The 17,547-nt window shown below is 53.0% G+C and carries 16 protein-coding genes and 1 pseudogene; 9 read left to right on the top strand and 8 right to left on the bottom strand.

Going from position 1 to position 17,547, the window contains the following annotated elements; genetic code table 11:
• Positions 1-10 precede the first annotated feature (10 nt).
• From DK507_RS09425 to DK507_RS09440, 4 genes are read left to right on the top strand one after another with little or no spacing between them, the layout of a single operon-like run.
• The gene (locus tag DK507_RS09425) at positions 11-733 is read left to right on the top strand and encodes an SDR family NAD(P)-dependent oxidoreductase (protein ID WP_109356100.1); all 723 of its coding nucleotides are present in this window, start codon (positions 11-13) and stop codon (positions 731-733) included.
• Entirely contained in the window at positions 730-1,806 is a 1,077-nt protein-coding gene (locus tag DK507_RS09430) for an ester cyclase (protein WP_162558985.1), read from the top strand. Before DK507_RS09425 ends, DK507_RS09430 begins: the two co-directional genes overlap by 4 nt.
• The gene (locus DK507_RS09435; RefSeq protein WP_216822370.1) at positions 1,803-2,699 is read left to right on the top strand and encodes an amidohydrolase; all 897 of its coding nucleotides are present in this window, start codon (positions 1,803-1,805) and stop codon (positions 2,697-2,699) included. Before DK507_RS09430 ends, DK507_RS09435 begins: the two co-directional genes overlap by 4 nt.
• 2 nt (positions 2,700-2,701) lie before the next feature.
• A complete protein-coding gene (locus tag DK507_RS09440; RefSeq protein WP_109356102.1) occupies positions 2,702-3,403 on the top strand; it encodes an RraA family protein in 702 nt (233 codons plus the stop codon).
• On the opposite strand, the gene DK507_RS09445 is transcribed toward DK507_RS09440, so the two are convergent.
• The 6 genes from DK507_RS09445 to DK507_RS09470 all read right to left on the bottom strand — a co-directional run bounded on the left by DK507_RS09445 (position 3,400) and on the right by DK507_RS09470 (position 10,376).
• Positions 3,400-4,545 (bottom strand): cobalamin-independent methionine synthase II family protein, encoded by a 1,146-nt coding sequence (locus DK507_RS09445; RefSeq protein ID WP_109356103.1) that lies wholly within the window; start codon positions 4,543-4,545, stop codon positions 3,400-3,402. The two genes, DK507_RS09440 and DK507_RS09445, sit on opposite strands and share 4 nt — an antisense overlap.
• 75 nt (positions 4,546-4,620) lie before the next feature.
• Positions 4,621-5,904, bottom strand: a complete 1,284-nt coding sequence (hisD, locus tag DK507_RS09450) for a histidinol dehydrogenase (protein ID WP_109356104.1) — start codon at positions 5,902-5,904, stop codon at positions 4,621-4,623.
• 87 nt (positions 5,905-5,991) lie between these two features.
• The gene (locus DK507_RS09455; protein WP_109356105.1) at positions 5,992-7,626 is read right to left on the bottom strand and encodes a sodium/solute symporter; all 1,635 of its coding nucleotides are present in this window, start codon (positions 7,624-7,626) and stop codon (positions 5,992-5,994) included.
• Between the two features lie 13 nt (positions 7,627-7,639).
• Entirely contained in the window at positions 7,640-8,395 is a 756-nt protein-coding gene (locus DK507_RS09460; protein WP_162558986.1) for an alpha/beta fold hydrolase, read from the bottom strand.
• A 12-nt stretch (positions 8,396-8,407) separates the two neighbouring features.
• A complete protein-coding gene (locus tag DK507_RS09465; protein WP_109356107.1) occupies positions 8,408-9,928 on the bottom strand; it encodes an aldehyde dehydrogenase family protein in 1,521 nt (506 codons plus the stop codon).
• 28 nt (positions 9,929-9,956) lie between these two features.
• Positions 9,957-10,376 carry a hypothetical protein gene (locus tag DK507_RS09470; protein ID WP_109356108.1) on the bottom strand — a complete coding sequence of 140 codons (420 nt, stop codon included), beginning with the start codon at positions 10,374-10,376 and terminating at the stop codon, positions 9,957-9,959.
• Between the two features lie 182 nt (positions 10,377-10,558).
• Between DK507_RS09470 and DK507_RS09475 the strand changes: the two genes are divergently transcribed.
• Positions 10,559-11,611: an ester cyclase gene (locus DK507_RS09475; protein WP_216822371.1), complete on the top strand. Its 1,053-nt coding sequence runs from the start codon at positions 10,559-10,561 to the stop codon at positions 11,609-11,611.
• On the opposite strand, the gene DK507_RS09480 is transcribed toward DK507_RS09475, so the two are convergent.
• Entirely contained in the window at positions 11,504-12,286 is a 783-nt protein-coding gene (locus DK507_RS09480) for an AraC family transcriptional regulator (protein ID WP_109356255.1), read from the bottom strand. The two genes, DK507_RS09475 and DK507_RS09480, sit on opposite strands and share 108 nt — an antisense overlap.
• 149 nt (positions 12,287-12,435) lie before the next feature.
• Between DK507_RS09480 and DK507_RS09485 the strand changes: the two genes are divergently transcribed.
• From DK507_RS09485 to DK507_RS09500, 4 genes are read left to right on the top strand one after another with little or no spacing between them, the layout of a single operon-like run.
• Complete coding sequence (locus DK507_RS09485) at positions 12,436-13,380, top strand: dihydrodipicolinate synthase family protein (RefSeq protein WP_216822372.1); 945 nt, start codon at positions 12,436-12,438, stop codon at positions 13,378-13,380.
• 15 nt (positions 13,381-13,395) lie between these two features.
• Entirely contained in the window at positions 13,396-14,325 is a 930-nt protein-coding gene (locus DK507_RS09490; protein ID WP_109356109.1) for a proline racemase family protein, read from the top strand.
• Positions 14,326-14,327: 2 nt separating this feature from the next.
• Entirely contained in the window at positions 14,328-15,584 is a 1,257-nt protein-coding gene (locus tag DK507_RS09495) for an FAD-binding oxidoreductase (protein ID WP_216822373.1), read from the top strand.
• A gap of 38 nt (positions 15,585-15,622) precedes the next feature.
• Positions 15,623-17,059, top strand: a complete 1,437-nt coding sequence (locus DK507_RS09500; protein ID WP_109356111.1) for an aldehyde dehydrogenase family protein — start codon at positions 15,623-15,625, stop codon at positions 17,057-17,059.
• Between the two features lie 120 nt (positions 17,060-17,179).
• Here the strand turns inward: DK507_RS09500 and DK507_RS18085 are convergent.
• A pseudogene (locus DK507_RS18085) lies at positions 17,180-17,542 on the bottom strand (integrase); the annotation flags it as partial.
• Positions 17,543-17,547 lie beyond the last annotated feature (5 nt).

Consider the following 17,547-nt stretch of genomic DNA (forward strand, 5'->3'; position numbering starts at 1 on the left):
AAAGAAAGCTATGACTGCTCTGGAAGGGAAAACCGCACTCGTCACTGGTGCAAGCAAAGGAATCGGTCGAGCTATCGCTTTGTCACTTTGCGAGGCCGGTACCCATGTGATTGCGGTGGCTCGTTCATCTGAAAATCTGGACAGTCTTGGTACGCAACTAGGAGACAAAGGGACGATTTGGGCGGAAGATGCAACCAGCGATGCATTTCTCGAGAAAATTGCTGCGCTACAATCGCTCGATATCCTGATCAATAACATTGGCACCAACCGGCCGCAGCCTTTTGTTGAGGTAAGCGATGAAAATCTGGATGTAATGCTTGATATGAATGTTCGCGCAACCTTCCGGATTGCAAGGGAGGCGGCAAAGAAAATGGGGCAGGGTGGCTCTATCGTGAATATGACATCGCAAATGGGGCATGTCGGATCACCGGGCCGGACAGTCTATTGCATGACCAAACATGCGATAGAGGGGTTAACCAAGGCAATGGCGGTTGAACTGGCACCAAAGGGTATTCGCGTGAATTCCGTTGCACCAACATTCATCGAAACGCCAATGACTAAGCCAATGCTCGACGATCCAAAATTTGCAGATTTCGTTAAAAGCATGATCCCGCTTGGGAAAATTGGTCAACCGGAAGATGTTGCTGCAGCCGTGCTTTATCTTTGCAGCGATGGTGCTTCGATGGTGACCGGGCATAGCTTGCTCGTCGACGGAGGATGGACCGCACAATGAGCAAATTTCCAATCACCCATGTCGCCACTACGGACATTTCCGAGATGCTTGACCCCGTTCCCGGGCGGCGAATGGATCTTCCCGGTTTTGATGACGAATTTGTCGACTTTCCCGATTATATTATCCGCATAACCGAACGGATATGGCATGAACGCAAGGTTGATTTGTGCCTGAAATATTATACTGAAAACTGTCTGATCCATACATTGTCGGGGGATATTGTGGGCGCACAAACTGTGGTCGATAATACCCATGCAACACTGGAGGCATTTCCGGACCGGAGGCTGGATGCAGACAATGTGATCTGGTCGGAAGACGGAGAAGCAGGGCTTTATTCCTCGCATCTCATTACCAGCAAGATGACTAACTTGGGGCCTTCTGAATTTGGCCCCGCGACTGGTAAAAAGGTTCGTGTGATGACTATTGCCGACTGTGCCTGCCGCGACAATCAGATTTATGAAGAATGGCTGGTGCGCGATTATTCGGCAGCGGTCATGCAACTGGGGTTTGATGTTGGTGAGACTGCACGTAAATTGGCGCAGCAAGACATCGCCGCCAACAACTCGCTGATCGACTTTCACACGGCTGAGCATGAAGCTGTTCAGGGCGCCGATACCGATCAATTGCCGGACAATTCAGCTTCGCAGGAAGCGCAAGAATTTGTAGCGCGATATATCAGAGATATTTGGAATAGTCGCAATCAAGAAGCCTATCCGGAACATTATGATTATCGTGTTGGTGCGCGATATCCGGGACTAAGGGACTTTTACGGCCCGGATGAAGTTTCGCCCTATCATCAGAAAATTCTGGATGCCTTTCCTGATGCCAAAATCCGCGTCGACCATATTGCAGACATTCCCTATCTGGGAGAGGCGCGCGATATAGCAGTACGCTGGACATTGGCCGGAACGCATAGTGGCGACGGGATTTATGGAGCGCCAACCACTGCCCCCGTCCTGATCTTGGCAGTCAGTCATTTTCGCGTGATAAATGGCCGTGTCCGAGAAGAAACCACCATCTGGGATGACGTTGCGGTCCACCGGCAAATCGAGACCGCCCGGTTGTCCGTATGACGGCACCGGCGCGGATCATTGATGCGCACCACCATCTCTGGGACCTTTCCCATTGCCATTATCCCTGGTTGATGGAACGCGGTGTGAGGCGCTTTTTTGGTGATCCTGAGCCGATTCAGAAAAATTATCTGACCTCTGATTTCACCGCTGATCAGGGCGATTTGCCCATAGTAAAATCGGTGCATATCCAGGTTGGTGTGCAAGAAAAAGACGCGATCAACGAAACGCTCTGGCTACAAAGCGTCGCAGATGAAGGTGGCTTCCCGCACGCAATTGTCGCATTTGCCGATTTGACTGGCCGTGATCTTGAGGCACAACTGGATGCCCATACCAGGGCCGCAAACCTGCGCGGTGTTCGCCAGATTGTCGGGCGCAGTGCTGAAGAAGACGCTAAGACCGGCACTTCGGCTTTGCTATCGGATCCGGCCTTTGCCGCCGGCTTAAGGTTGCTGGCCAAACGCAAATTGTCTTTTGATCTACAGCTTACTCCGCCGCTTATGGATGTGGCCGCTAAACTATTTTGTTCGATCCCCGAAACACCGCTGGCTCTTTGTCACTGCGGCAGCCCAAGCGATTTTTCGATGGACGGTATCGAGCAATGGCAAAACGGTCTTGAAGCCTTTGCCGGTCACGAGAATATGATCTGCAAAATATCCGGATTTGGCATGTTCGACCATGGTTGGACTGTCGACACGATCCGGGAACATGTGCTGCGTGTTATCGATATTTTCGGGCCGAACCGCGTCGCCTTTGGCAGCAATTTTCCGGTCGACAAATTATATGCGAGCTATGGCGATGTCATGGGTGCTTATTTGAAGATTACCGAAGGTTTTTCAGATGACGAACGTCAGGCCATGTTCCATGATAACGCTGCACATTTTTATAGGATATGATGATGACGCCAGATGAAAATTTTATCCAATCACTCGCCCGTTATGATACGCCAACGATTTGCAATTCGATTGAAGTAGCGCAGGGCAAACGCGGTTTTGACGACTATACGCGGGGAACTTTTCAGGCAGCGATGAACGGCGCGAAGGCGATGGTTGGCTATGCAAGAACGGCGAAGATTGCCGGGAAAAATCCACCAACAGAATCGCCGGAAATTATCAAGGCACGCCGACTGGATTATTTCCGATACATGGCGGACGGTCCCAGGCCCGCTCTCTGCGTTATAGAAGATGTTGATGGCCCCAATTGCGTGTCAGCCTGGTGGGGAGAGGTTCATACGGTCGTGCACAAGGGTCTCAAATTGTCGGGTGCCGTTACTAACGGTGTGATGCGTGATCTCGACGATCATCAGGAGGGTTTTCCTGTTATCGCTGGTTCTGTCGGCCCCAGTCATGCCTTTGTCCGCGTTGAGGAATTGGAATGTCCTGTGGAGATTTTCGGAATGAAAGTTAGGCCGGGCGACTTGGTTCATGCCGATCAGCATGGCGCGCTTGTCATCCCGCCAGAAATTATGCCGGAATTGCAGGCCGCTATCGACAAGCTGCTAGCGACGGAACAGATCATCATTGCGCCGGCAAAACAGGACGGGTTTGATATCGAAACGCTGGAAACGGCCTGGCACGAATTTGAGCAATCCCGAACCTAGTTCCAAAGCCGCCCGGTAGCGATCTCCGCGCCATCCGCCATGCTTGCTAGCTTCGCATAAACTATATCCTCATCCACCGCACCAAATCCGGCGAAGGTTGAAAAACCACAGTCGGTGCCAGCGATTACACGTTCCCGGCCCACGATATTGGCGAACCGTTCAATCCTTTGCGCAACCAATTCGGGATGCTCGATAAAGTTGGTGGTGCTATCGATCACGCCGGGGATCAGGATCTTGTCATCCGGGATATCCATTTCGGCAATCTCGGCCCATTCATGCCCGTGACGCGGATTGGAATTTTCAAACAACAACCCTTGCGGTTTGGCCTTCAGCGCAACCGGCATGACCATGCTCATCGGCGCATCGTGATGATGCGGCCCTTCATAATTACCCCAACAGATATGCATCCGCACCCGGTCGGCAGGGACGTTGCGCAACGCATGGTTTAGTGCCTCGACATGGCGCATGGCTAGGCGTTCATAGTCTTCTTCTGGCTGATCCTTGAACATCATATGCTTGCCGAGACCGAGATCGGGCGTGTCGAGTTGCAGGATATATCCGGCTTCCACGATGGCCTCATATTCTGGCCGCATAGCTTCGGCGAGAGCCTCAAGATACTCCTCCTGCGTGGCATAGTGGCTGTTGGGCTGGAACAGAGCGATCACGCCCGGTGATGCCGCGTTCATAAAACCCTCAGCAACATCTGCATTCTCCAGAGCGGCGCTGAAATTATCAAGGTCATCCTGCAGCGGTTGCATGGATTTGACTGCCACAGGTCCGACACAACATGGGCGGGTATAGGTTGGTGTGCCACCGCTTGATGCCTGTCGCTCCAGAAATCCGGGAAATTCTTCCAGGTCTGAAGGCGGGGTACGCGGGCTGTCGCCTTCAAAACCGGTAATTCGGTCCTTTATGTAGGTTGCATAGGAGATTTTGCTCATCTCGCCATCGCTGACGATATCGACCCTAGCTTCGTCCTGTTTCTTCACAACATCAGCGACGGCATTACGGATCGTTTTGGCAAAAACTGCCTGATCCTGTTCTTCGCCATGTTCGTGGGCGAAGACACAATCGGTCACCGGTTTGGAGCGCGGCAAGCTGCCGACATGGGTTGTCAAAATGCGATCGGTACTGATTTTCATGCCTGCTCCTCGTTGGCTTTTGGGAACGGCCTAAAGTGCTATGACTGCGAATGCAAATAATTGCGTCAAAAACAGCTATCCCGGCGTTCCGCCATAGCGACGCAGACGGATATCAGCCTGCTCTTTATGCCCTGCAAATCCTTCCAGCGCGCAGAGACGCGAACAATATTCTCCGACAAGAACCGAGGCTTCTTCCGTGACTCGCTGGAACGTACACGTCTTGAGATATTTTCCGACCCACAGCCCGCCCGTGTAGCGCGCCGCCTTATTGGTCGGCAGCGTGTGATTGGTCCCGATCACCTTGTCACCGTAGGAAACATTCGTTTCCTTGCCGAGGAACAGTGCACCGTAATTGGTCATATTGTTGAGGAAATAATCTGGATTCTTTGTCATCACCTGCACATGTTCCGAGGCGATGTCGTCGGCAACCGCAACCATTTCATCATAGCTGTCACAGACAATTACCTGCCCATATTCTTCCCATGCTTTTCCTGCGATTTCCGCAGTCGGCAAGATCGTCAACTGCCTTTCCACTTCTGCCATGGTGTCCTTGGCCAGTTGTTCGGAATTGGTCAGCAGCACAGCCGGGCTGTTCGGGCCATGTTCCGCCTGACCCAGCAAGTCCGCTGCACAAAGTTCACCATCGACACTGTCATCCGCGATGACCAGCGTCTCGGTTGGACCGGCGAACAGATCAATGCCAACGCGCCCGAAAAGCTGGCGCTTGGCCTCTGCAACAAACGCATTTCCGGGGCCGACAAGGATATCGACCGGATCGACTGTCTCTGTCCCTACCGCCATCATGGCCACGGCCTGAACACCGCCAACGGTATAGATTTCGTCAGCACCGCCCATATCCATGGCAACAACAATTGATGGATGCGGTTTGCCTTCAAATGGTGGTGCGGTGGCGATAACACGCGGGACGCCAGCCACTTTTGCGGTGACGACGCTCATATGGGCTGAAGCGATCAAAGGATATTTCCCGCCCGGGACATAGCAACCCACCGCATTCACCGGAATATGCGTGTGCCCTAATGTCACGCCGGGAAGCGTCTCAACCTCAACATCTTTCATTGAGTCCCGTTGAATCTGTGCGAAATTACGAACCTGTTCCTGCGCAAAGCGGATATCATCCTGTGCCGATTGCGGTACCTGTTCATAACAGGCGTCAATTTCCTCACGGCTCAGCCGATAGGAATCGGGTGTCCAGCTGTCGAATTTATCTGAATATTCGCGGACAGCAGCATCGCCGCGTTCTTCCATATCGGCAATAATGCCTTCGACAATTTCACGGACTTTGGCATCGGTTTGCATCTTGGTATCGGCATCAATGCCTTCTTTGAGCCAGCGGGACATAACATTCTCCTTGTCGATTTTGAGCGCACATAATCGGTTTTGCATTCGAATGCAATAATTGCCGTCCACCAGGTGCTAATTTATGTCTTAAGCGAGCTTTCCGAATAGGTAGAGGAACAGCATGATCGCGACAAAAACGACAAGAAGTCCCCATAACGGACGGTCAATCCGTCCCGGCACAAGATACCATCCATCCTGCTTTTCGGCTTTGCCACTTTCGCGGAAATGGCGGATCTGTCCCGGCACTGTTTGTTCATGCCAGTCTTTCTGAAAACCGTCGAGAAGCACACTCGCGATCCACGATACGATGATATTGATCCCACCACCGATAACTACATACCAGGGCCAAGCGATTTCGGGATAAAGACCGTTAATGCCCATTAATCCGCCCAGACCGACAATTACGATCAGTCCAATGGCTCCTGCCGCAACGCCAACCAGCAAACCGCGTTCGGTCGTATGTTTGGAGAAGAAGCCCATGCCGAACATGGCGAGCTTGGCGCCGACAAAATAGGAACCGACTTTCGACAATGTTTCCAAAATCGACCCGCCGCTGGAGATGAAAGCATAAGCCATCGGGATGACCATCAGCGCCCAGATCAAAGTGAATATCCGCGACATGAGAAGATAATGCGCCTCGCTGCCATCCCCTTTGATAAACGGCTTGTAGATATCAGCAACGCTCACCGTGGATAGCGAATTGAAAGCCGAAGATAGGCTGGACATGGAAGCGGACAGGATGGCCGCTGCCAATATCCCCATCAGCCCGGGAATGGCCAATGTATTGGCGAAGGTGAGGATGATCTCATTGGGTTGTTCAAATGGCTCCCCTTTGAAATGTACGAAGAGCAACGCACCGACGAAGAAAAAGACGAAGTAGAGAATGAAGGCAACATAGCCCATCAACAGATAGGATTTTTTCGCGTCCCCAATATTCTTCGCCGCTAGTGCCCTCTGCACCATCATCTGGTTCGCGCCGTAGACGGTGATATGGAACAAAGTCATCGCAAACACACCCGCCCAGACCGTCGGCGCGACGGTGAAATCAAGATCGGTATTGAGCGGATCGAGTTTGCCATTCTCTGCCAGAAACGCAGTCGCGTCGGATAGGGGAGAAACTGTACCGAGGAGACAGTAGAGAATGATACCGGCACCGAGAAACAGGATCGCGCCTTGCAATACATCGGTCCAGATCACTGCATTCATCCCGCCAAGCAAGGTATAAACCAGCACAATCGCCGTCATGATGATGATCGATATTTTGGGATCAATGCCGGTGATGAAAGTGACCACAACCGCGGTTGCGGTTAGTATCGAAGCCGTGGTGATGCTCTGGGTCATCAGGAAGATGATGCTCATAACCGTACGAGAGGCCGGGCCAAACCGCTTCTCAAGATATTCATAGATTGAAGTGACGCCGCTGTTGAAGAAAAAGGGCAAGAACAGGACGATCACGGCAAAGATGACCAGCGGATAATTCACATGGATTGCAAGCGCAGCCATGCCATCGCCATAAGCCCATGCCGGACCGCCAAGGAAAGAGAGCGCGCTGACATAGGTGGCGATGACCGAGATACCGATCGCCCACCATGGCGCAGAGCGGTCGCCAAAATTATAGTCCTGTGCGGTTTTTACCCGCCGGCTCATATACCAGCCGAGTAGCAGGTTAGCGATCAGATAGACCCCTACTATGCCCCAGTTCAGCAATCCAAATCCCTGCATAATGCCCCCTCTATTAGCCTTTAACCAAGCGCAATCTGGTCGGTCCAGTGCTTGTCGATTGCGCCGTTGGAGCAATCTGTTTCAACAGAGCTAACAGAGCATTTGTTACGATTTGTGGCTGTTCCATCGTCGAAAGATGGCCGCAATTTGCAATGATCGACAGGGCCGCATCAGGAATGGCATTCGCGAGCTCGACATGAATCTCCGGTGTGCAGACTATATCATCGCGCCCGGTCATAACGATCGTCGGACAAGAAATATTAGCCAATATGTCATGTGCCGAGCAACGGTTCATAAGCGCTATGGACTGCTGTGCGAAAACTTTTTCGCCAAGCTTCAAACCCATGTCTGCCAATAGATTCAGTCGTTCTGACGTCCGGTTGCATTTCGCCAAATAATTTGGCTTGAGCTCTTCTTGCATGACCAGGCTAAGCTTGCCTTCTGCGACCTTGCATATCTGTGATTTCCGTTGCTCCTGAACCTTGTCTGCATAGGCGGTGGTGTTGAGCAGGGCAAGGTGCGTGACGCGATCTGGAGCCTGTCTAACAATTTCCAATGCAACAATCCCGCCCATTGAGAGTCCCACTAATGCAAATTTTTCTGGTGCATCCATGATTACATCATGGGCAATGCTCTCAATACTTGCCGAGCGGGTGATATCGCCATCAAGGCAAAGATAGCCGTTGCGGGACAAGCTTGCTTTTTGTGCCTGAAACAGGCGTCCATCGCACATGAAACCAGGCAGAAAGACTATCGGATGTTGCGGCACGTTGGCTGGCACCTAAAAGAAGCCGAGCGGATCGATGCCGTGGCTTACCAGCACGTTCTTGGTCTGCTGATAATGGTTCAGTGCCATTTTGTGGGTTTCACGACCGATCCCCGATTTTTTATATCCGCCAAAGGCTGCATGAGCCGGATAGGCGTGATAGCAATTGACCCAGACGCGCCCGGCCTGAATCGCACGCGACATTCGAAAGGCACGGTTGCTATCCCGCGTCCAGACGCCGGCACCAAGTCCGTAGATCGTATGATTGGCAATACCAATAGCTTCCTCTTCGTCCTTGAAGGTCGTGATCGCCAGTGTTGGTCCGAAAATCTCCTCCTGAAAAACACGCATGTCATTGCGCCCTTTCAGAAGCGTCGGCTGAACATAATAGCCGCCCGCCAGATCGCCGCCGACATCGGCTTTTTCCCCGCCCATCAAAACCTCCGCGCCGTCCTGAGCCGCTATAGTCATATAGTTCATGATCTTTTCAAACTGCTCTTGAGACGCCTGCGCACCGACCATGGTATCGGTATCGAGCGGATTGCCCTGCTTGATATTTCTGGCACGTTCCATCACTTTTTCCATGAAGGGCTCGTAAATGCTCTCCTGCACCAGCGCGCGGGAGGGGCAGGTGCAAACCTCACCTTGGTTGAAGAAGCCTAGCAACAAGCCTTCAGCACATTTGTCGATGTAATCTGCCTCGTGGCCCATAATGTCCTCAAAATAGACATTGGGGGATTTGCCACCGAGTTCGACCGTCGAAGGGATGAGTGACTTTGCGGCATTTTCCAGAATCTTTTGACCGACAGCGGTTGATCCGGTGAAGGCAATTTTTGCAATCCGGTCACTAGAAGCCAGCGCTGCGCCGATCTCTGCGCCAAAGCCGTTTAATATGTTCACTACGCCAGAAGGCAGGATATCCGCAATCATTTCCATCAGGACAAGGATAGAGATCGGAGTCTGTTCGGCGGGTTTCAGGATAACGCAATTGCCCGCTGCCAATGCTGGCCCCAATTTCCAGGCAGCCATCAGCAGCGGGAAATTCCAGGGAATAATCTGACCCACGACACCAAGCGGTTCATGATAGTGATAGGCGACCGTTTCGGCATCAATATCCGCCGCCGAACCCTCTTGTGCTCGAATGCAACCGGCAAAATAGCGAAAATGATCAATCGCCAAGGGTATATCTGCATTCAGCGTTTCGCGGATGGCTTTGCCATTGTCCCAGCTGTCGACATAGGCGAGCTGCTCAAGATTATCTTCCATCCTTTGCGCGATCCTGAGCAGCATATTGGAGCGCTCTGCAACTGAGGTCTTGCCCCATTCTGGCGCTGCTGCATGCGCTACATCAAGTGCCTTTGTAAGATCGGCTTCGGAAGATCGGGCCACCTCGCAATAGACGTTGCCGTCCACCGGTGATTTATTTTCGAAATAGGTTCCATTGGCGGGTGCGACCCAATCCCCACCAATGAAATTCTCGTACCGATTCTTGAATGTGAAAATCGCGTTTTCACTTCCGGGTTTCGCGTAAATCATATCCTCATCCTCTCCAGCCGGTTTTGGTCTACATCCAGCCCAGTTCCGTGAGTGCCCAAGGTGCATTCCAGATTTTTACCGTGCCGCTGACCTTGTTTTCATCATTGATGGTGATCGCATAGACATAATGAGATGATGTCTCTTTGCCCGTTGCATCAATCGGCCCACCTTCGCCAACATGCTTGCCGGTAAAAATACCGAAGAACAGAGCCGTGCTGCTATCCTCGTCAAAACTGCTGGTTACAATTCTATAATTGCATCCTTTTAGCGGACCTTGACCGAGGCCCTGCATCCAGTCGCAATAGTCGAGCACCGTCACTATATCAGCAATCGGTTCGCTTTGTGCTTCGAAACGCGCGCCATCGGCCACATATTCCTGGCAACCGGATCGGCCTTCCAATCCTTCGCATGCATGAAAAAACTTAGTGGCGATGTCCATTTTTGACATGATTTGTTCCCAAAATGACTTTTTCTTTTCCCCTTGTGAAGTTTTTTGCATTCGAAGTCAATTTGAGTTATTGGCGCTTTTTGAGCAAGGAATGACGACAAACCAATATCAGGGTATTGGCATCTCATGGCAATTGGGTCTGGAAGCATGTCGACATTCAAAATCACCGGGAATCCATCATCATGACACCAAAAGATCTGAAATCGTTTCTGGAAAATTTTCGCAAAGCCGCCGAGAATTTTGATCCTACGGTGATGCGCCCGATCATGAACAATCTGTTCGCAAGCGATGCGACCCTGCATTTATGCCATCCGTTTGGTACAGTTCGGGGAGCTGACGCGTTGCTTGATGACTGCCTGATTCCGCTGCATCAGGCGATGCCCGATCTCGAACGACGCGATATGATCCTGCTGGCTGGAACGACACCGGAGGGGCAAGAGTGGGTAGGTGCCATGGGGCAATATATGGGGACTTTTCTGGCTCCCTTCCTCGACATTCCGCCCACTGGCGGCCTTGCCCATATGCGCTACCACGAATTTTTCCGCATCGAAGACGGTGAGATCGTCGAGATGCAAGCTATCTGGGACATTCCAGAATTGATGATGCAGGCAGGTGCCTGGCCAATGGCTCCGCAACTTGGTGCATATTTGTGCACCCCCGCCCCAATGAGTGGAGATGGCCTTCATCTATCAGGCGATGGGCAAGCGACGATGGATCATGTCATCGCGATGCTCGAGGATTTGTGCCGCTATCCAGCAGATCCGGATCCCAAGGTCATGAACTTGGAAAAATACTGGCATCCACGATTTAATTGGTACGGCCCCGCCGGTACCGGGACTGCGCGCGGTATTTCCGGATTTCGCAATTGGCACCAGATACCTTTTTTACGCGCCATGCCTGACCGAAAGCTCGACGCCATGGGCGATTTATTGTCGCACTGGGTAGCCGAGGGAAATTATGTCTGCGAAACCGGCTGGCCCAATATGCGCCTGACTTTGTCCGATGACGGCTGGATGGGAATCGCTCCAGCTGGCAAGGAGGTTCTTCTACGCAGTCTCGATTTCTGGAGAATGGAGGACGGCCTTATCCGCGAGAATTGGGTGCTGGTCGATCTACTCGACCTCTATTCACAGATCGGCGTCGATGTGCTGGCGCGTATGGGTGAATTTAACAAGGCCAGGAACTTGGGTGCGATTACCCTTCCAGACGGCCTTTCGAAACTTCTTAGGCGTTAGATTTGTCGCCTGTCTGAACTGGCGCGTGAAAGAGCTTTGATCGCTATATCCAGCTTCGAGGGCAATTTCGGCGATTGGAAGGTCAGTTTCACGGAGCAGCCTTTGCGCTCGATCTACGCGCTGCTTGATGATCCATTGTCCCACATTCAGTCCGTAGATTTGCTGAAAACGCCGGTTCAATTTGAACTGCGACATGCCGGTTCTCTCTACCATCTGTATGACCGAAGGGGGGGTGGGAAAGTTGGTCAGCACCCAGTCAATTACACCTGCCACATCGTCATATTCACTGCGCGATACATTGGGAGATTGTAGATCTTTCGAAATACCGACGACGCCGATGATGTTGCGTTGATCGTCGAAAGTCGGTTGCTTTGTGGTCAAGCACCAGCCAACCATCCGGTTCGGATAGACGTGCATTTCCAGCCGTTGCTCGATGGGTTGGCCTGTTCGCACAACCGATCGGTCCTGCTTCTCGTAGCTGCTGCCCAACTGCTTTCCGAGTATTTCAGACGGGAGGCGGCCGATCAGCTGCGCTTTGTCCGTGCAACCGGACCGTCCGACAAGCGTTGTGTTCACAGCTTTATACCGACCTTCGATATCCTTCTTGAAGAAAACGACGTCGGGCAAATGGTCGAACAGGTTAGCAACCATAGTTAGAGGGAGCGTTTCTCGCATGAGATATTCTATATCAAAATATACCAAAATTCAAGTTTGCAATCGATCAAATGACAAGACCCCTGCAACCGATGCGCTTAGAGAAGTTCCATCACCCCGTGCCATCGCTTGTCAGTTTTGGCGCATGATTTTGCAAGTTCAGAGAGAGCATGATGCAAACAGACACCATTTTTTCCGGCTGTATGCCAGCCCTGATGACACCCTGCGACGCTAACGGAACGATCGATTTTGACGCACTGGTGCGCAAAGGCACTGAGCTCATCGAAGCAAGTATGGATGCCGTCATCTATTGCGGTTCAATGGGCGATTGGCCGCTACTAAGTGACGAACAGCGCATGGAAGGCGTTGCACGCCTATGCTCGGCTGGCGTCCCGGTGATTGTCGGAACCGGCGCACAAAATTCTTCCCGTGCGGTTGCTCTGGCGCGCCACGCACAAGAGGTCGGCGCGGCTGGATTGATGGTTATACCTCGGGTGCTTTCCCGCGGAATATCACCCGCCGCGCAGCGGACGCATTTTGCCGATATTCTGAACGCAGCACCCGATCTTCCCGCAGTGATCTATAACAGCCCCTATTATGGTTTTGAGACCAAGGCAGACTTGTTCTTTTCTCTGCGTAGCGAGTACAAGAATCTCGTTGGTTTCAAGGAATTCGGTGGCGCAGAATCGATGCGTTACGCCGCCGAGAATATTACTTCGGCAGATCCCGGCGTTGCGCTGATGGTTGGCGTCGATACGCAGGCTTTTCATGGCTTTGTAAATTGTGGGGCGGATGGCGCAATTACCGGAATCGGTAATGCTTTGCCACGTGAGGTGCTGCGCCTGATAGAACTGTGCGAGCAGGCCGCAGCCGGTGACGCCGAAGCCCGTGTACTGGCGTGGGAATTGGACAAGGCCATGCATGTCCTCGCGACTTTTGATGAAAGCCCCGACCTCGTTCTCTATTACAAGCATTTGATGGTGTTGGAGGGGTCTCCCGAATATGCGCATCATATTCACTCGTCGGACCGATTGAGTCCGGCGCAGCTGGCCTATCTGGAAGCGCAGTGGAAACTGTTTCGTACATGGTGGGATAACTGGCCCGGCGCTGTTTAGCCGGAGGTTGCGTGGATGCGTGTTATCGATTCACATACTGAGGGGCAGCCGACCCGAGTCATCGTAGATGGCGGACCTGATCTGGGGTCTGGCTCTTTGGCAGAGCGCCGCGAATTGCTTGCGCGAGACCATGATGATCTGCGTCAAAAGACTATCCTTGAACCCAAATGTTCGAACGCTATGGTTGGCGCTCTTTTATGCCAATCTCCCAATCCGTATTGTGCTGCTGGAGTGATCTTCTTCAACAATACCGGATATTTGGGAATGTGCGGTCATGGTACAATCGGGTTGGCGGTCACGTTAGCTTATTTGGGGAAGCTGAGCCTAGGATCGCACCTGATTGATACGCCAAGCGGAGTAGTTCGGGTGGATTTGAACGGGCCGAACGATGCAACGGTCGAAAACGTCCCAAGTTACTGTTTTCGCAAAAGCGTGGAACTGACGGTTGACGGGCTTGGCAAGGTCAGCGGTTCAATTGCCTGGGGCGGGAACTGGTTCTTTCTGGCCGATAGCACACCTTGCATTCTGTCGCGTGAAAACATCCCGCAGCTCACCGATGCAGCGAGCAAGATTAAACGCGCGCTTGTCGAGCAGTCTATCTTTGGCGCGGACGGCGGAGAGATCGATCACGTTGAGTTTTTCGGTCCGGGACAAAGTTCGGACGTCAACAGTCGGAATTTCGTTTTGTGCCCGGGCCTTGCCTATGACCGTTCGCCTTGCGGCACCGGTACCAGCGCAAAAATTGCTTGCCTTGCCGAGAACGGCCAACTCGCGCCCGGTGAGGATTGGATCCAAGAAAGCATCATGGGAAGCCGTTTTCGTGGCTCCTATCGGCCCGATGAGGAAGGGCGTGTGATTCCGTCGATTGCTGGAACGTCCTATGTGTTCGCAGATGCCAAGCTGGTCCATCAGTCTGACGATCCCTTCGCGAGAGGTTTTGGCTGAAGATGGATCGCAATTCAGAATCGGTTGTTATCATCGGCGGCGGCGTGATTGGGATTGCTTGTGCGCATTATCTCAACCAAGCGGGTTATTCCGTCACCGTTCTGGAAAGCGGTAGCCTCGCGGCGGCTTGTTCCTATGGTAATTGCGGCTATATCTGCCCCAGCCATGTTCTGCCGCTCGCAACGCCGGATGCGCTTCGCGAGGGCCTGATGTCGCTGTTCGATCCGTCCGCGGCATTCCGGATTAAGCCGCGCCTTGAGGCGTCCTTCATTCATTGGCTCTGGCAATTCGCAAAGCGCTGCACGAAGCGCCAGATGTTGGAAACCGCCGAGCACCTGAATGCCATTTCGGAGTCTTCGGCGGCGGAGTATCGCCGCCTGTTGGCAAATGAGATCATCGGAACTGAATACCGTCAGTCCGGTCTTTTCTATGTCTTCCAAACAACCAAAGCTGCTGAGGCGTTCTCTGCGACCGCGCGGACGGCGGCGGCTCAGCTCGGCGTTCAATCGAGTTGGATTGATGGTTCTGACCTCGGGGACTTCGATAGCACACTCAAACCCGGCATGGCCGGAGGGGTGCTATTCCCTGACGATGCCAGCTTGCGTCCTGACCGGCTGACCGAGCAATGGGTCTCTATGCTTAAAGGCAGGGCTGTGGCATTTCGTGAAGGCGTACGCTTCTTGGGTGCGAAACGATCAGGGCGGCTGATTACCGCGATTGAAACCTCTGAAGGTCTGATGGAGGCCGATCACTTTGTCTTGGCTGCGGGCGCTATCAGTGGACGCATGGCCAGCCACTTTGGCGCGGCTTTACCCGTCGAACCGGGCAAGGGTTATTCGATTACTTTGGATCGGCCAGCACAGTCGCCGCGTGTTCCCATGCTGTTTCCTGAACATCATGTGGGTATCACGCCATTCGACAGCGGTTTCCGCATTGGGTCGATGATGGAGTTCACTGGCTTTGATAGGTCGATTTCACGCCGCCGCCTAGATCAGCTGCGCGCTTCGGCATCACATTATCTAGCTGATGATCTACCCAAATCCAACGTAGAGCAATGGTACGGCTGGCGTCCGATGACATGGGACAGCTTGCCCATTATCGGCGCAATGCCGGGTACGGACAATGTCTGCCTCGCCACTGGGCACAACATGCTGGGTCTGACGCTTGCCCCAGCGACGGGGAAGCTGGTCGCTGAGTGTATCCAAGGCCAAACGCCACATATCGACCCCAGTCCATATTCCGCCGCACGTTTCGGTTGAAGCGATCAACTAAAGTCAATCAAGAGAAGAGAGTTCACATGTCAGTTCACAAGAATTTCATTGCCGGTGAGTGGATCGGTTCCAGCTACCAAGTTGCCAATATTAATCCATCAGATACGAACGACATTGTCGGAGAATATGCCCAGGCAAGCCGCGGTCAGGTAAATCAAGCTGTCGACGCTGCCTATACCGCTTCCGCCGGTTGGGCGCGGAGCGGAATCCAGCAGCGCTGCGAGTGTCTCGACGCTATTGGCACCGAGATCCTCGCCCGCAAGCAGGAATTGGGTACCTTGCTGTCGCGTGAAGAAGGCAAGACATTGGTTGAGGGGATAGGAGAGGCCACGCGTGCAGGACAGATATTCAAATTTTTCGCCGGTGAAGCGCTAAGGAATGTAGGTGAACTGCTCCCATCGGTGCGGCCGGGTCTGGGTGTGGAAATCTCCCGCGAGGCTGTTGGCCCGATAGCGATCATCACGCCGTGGAATTTTCCGATTGCCATTCCCGCATGGAAAATCGCGCCAGCACTGGCTTTTGGTAACACAGTGGTTTTCAAACCTGCAGAACTCACCCCAGGTAGCGCGTGGGCCTTGACCGACATAATTGCCCGTTCCGGTATACCAGAAGGCGTATTCAATTTGGTGATGGGCCCCGGTGCCGAAATCGGCGCGCCAATGCTCAACGACCGCCGCATCCGCGCCGTCAGCTTCACCGGATCGACCAGGACTGGACGTATTGTGGCCGGAGCCTGTAGCGCACGCAATGCGCGCTATCAGCTTGAGATGGGCGGTAAGAACCCTCTCGTTGTTCTAAACGACTGCGGTCTCGACAATGCGGTCAATTGCGCGGTGAACGGGGCCTTCTTTTCAACCGGTCAGCGCTGCACCGCGTCTTCAAGGCTGATTGTTGAGGAATCGATCCATGACGCATTCGTTGCGGCGCTCGTCCAGAAAATGGAAGGCTTGGTGATTGGCGACGCTTTGGCTGAAGGGACAGATATCGGCCCGGTCGCGGATCAAACTCAGTTGAACAAGAATCTCAAGTATGTACAGATTGGCAAGGAAGAAGGCGCAGAGCTACTGACCGGCGGCGAAGTGGTAGAGCGGGAGAAGCCTGGTTTCTATCAGAAGCCTGCGCTGTTCATCGATACAGACAATTCCATGCGTATCAATAAGGAAGAGATTTTTGGGCCGGTCGCCTCGGTGATCAAGGTCTCGGACCTTGATGAGGCGATGCATAACGCTAATGATACCCAGTTCGGACTGTCGGCCGGCATTTGCACATCGTCATTGCGCTCGGCCGCGCGTTTCAAACAAGAAAGCCAGGCGGGCATGGTCATGGTCAATGCGCCGACGGCCGGTGTTGATTACCACGTACCGTTCGGCGGAACAAAAGGGTCCAGCTTCGGGCCGCGCGAGCAAGGCGGTTACGCACGCGATTTCTACACGACCGTAAAAACAGCATACACCCAAACATGAAAATTGCTTTCAACGAGATGTGAGACGGTTTGCGATCGAAAATTGTAAGCTTGGGTAAGAGGTCTGTTTCCCATCCCAATAGCGGATGCCAGCCGAAAACGGGCCGGCATCCAGCATCGGTCAAATCTCGGTCTTCTCAGCTAGGGTAAGCGCGTCCTCCATATCGAGGCCCAGGTAGCGAACAGCATTCTCTAGTTTGGAGTGGCAAAGCAGGGCCCGAATCGCTCCAAGGTTTCCTGTAGCCTCGTAGATGATCAAGGCTTTCGTCTGACAAAGCGAATGCGCCCCGTATTCCTCAACCCACTGATCAACGAGCCTCGCATATTGGCGTGTGCTTAAATGTCATGAGTGATGGGCACGGCTTGGAAAAACATAGTCTTCTAATGACCTGCCTTCGCGTTCCAACCAAGCGAACAGGCTACTACGTGCAGCCGATGCAACGAATTGAACGGGCCGCGCTGTCTTGCGCTGCATGATCGTGCTGGGTC

It is taken from the genome of Sphingorhabdus sp. EL138 (genome assembly GCF_900258045.1).
Lineage (GTDB): Bacteria > Pseudomonadota > Alphaproteobacteria > Sphingomonadales > Sphingomonadaceae > Parasphingorhabdus.

What these genes read in the sequence shown, in the direction of transcription:
- DK507_RS09425 (WP_109356100.1), top strand. Translation starts at nt 11, where the DNA reads ATGACTGCTCTGGAAGGGAAAACCGCACTCGTCACTGGTGCAAGCAAA.
- DK507_RS09440 (WP_109356102.1), top strand. Translation starts at nt 2,702, where the DNA reads ATGACGCCAGATGAAAATTTTATCCAATCACTCGCCCGTTATGATACG.
- DK507_RS09500 (WP_109356111.1), top strand. Translation starts at nt 15,623, where the DNA reads ATGTCAGTTCACAAGAATTTCATTGCCGGTGAGTGGATCGGTTCCAGC.
- DK507_RS09490 (WP_109356109.1), top strand. Translation starts at nt 13,396, where the DNA reads ATGCGTGTTATCGATTCACATACTGAGGGGCAGCCGACCCGAGTCATC.
- DK507_RS09465 (WP_109356107.1), bottom strand. Translation starts at nt 9,928, where the DNA reads ATGATTTACGCGAAACCCGGAAGTGAAAACGCGATTTTCACATTCAAG.
- DK507_RS09480 (WP_109356255.1), bottom strand. Translation starts at nt 12,286, where the DNA reads ATGCGAGAAACGCTCCCTCTAACTATGGTTGCTAACCTGTTCGACCAT.
- DK507_RS09430 (WP_162558985.1), top strand. Translation starts at nt 730, where the DNA reads ATGAGCAAATTTCCAATCACCCATGTCGCCACTACGGACATTTCCGAG.
- DK507_RS09485 (WP_216822372.1), top strand. Translation starts at nt 12,436, where the DNA reads ATGATGCAAACAGACACCATTTTTTCCGGCTGTATGCCAGCCCTGATG.
- DK507_RS09435 (WP_216822370.1), top strand. Translation starts at nt 1,803, where the DNA reads ATGACGGCACCGGCGCGGATCATTGATGCGCACCACCATCTCTGGGAC.
- DK507_RS09445 (WP_109356103.1), bottom strand. Translation starts at nt 4,545, where the DNA reads ATGAAAATCAGTACCGATCGCATTTTGACAACCCATGTCGGCAGCTTG.
- DK507_RS09475 (WP_216822371.1), top strand. Translation starts at nt 10,559, where the DNA reads ATGACACCAAAAGATCTGAAATCGTTTCTGGAAAATTTTCGCAAAGCC.
- DK507_RS09455 (WP_109356105.1), bottom strand. Translation starts at nt 7,626, where the DNA reads ATGCAGGGATTTGGATTGCTGAACTGGGGCATAGTAGGGGTCTATCTG.
- hisD (WP_109356104.1), bottom strand. Translation starts at nt 5,904, where the DNA reads ATGTCCCGCTGGCTCAAAGAAGGCATTGATGCCGATACCAAGATGCAA.
- DK507_RS09495 (WP_216822373.1), top strand. Translation starts at nt 14,328, where the DNA reads ATGGATCGCAATTCAGAATCGGTTGTTATCATCGGCGGCGGCGTGATT.
- DK507_RS09470 (WP_109356108.1), bottom strand. Translation starts at nt 10,376, where the DNA reads ATGTCAAAAATGGACATCGCCACTAAGTTTTTTCATGCATGCGAAGGA.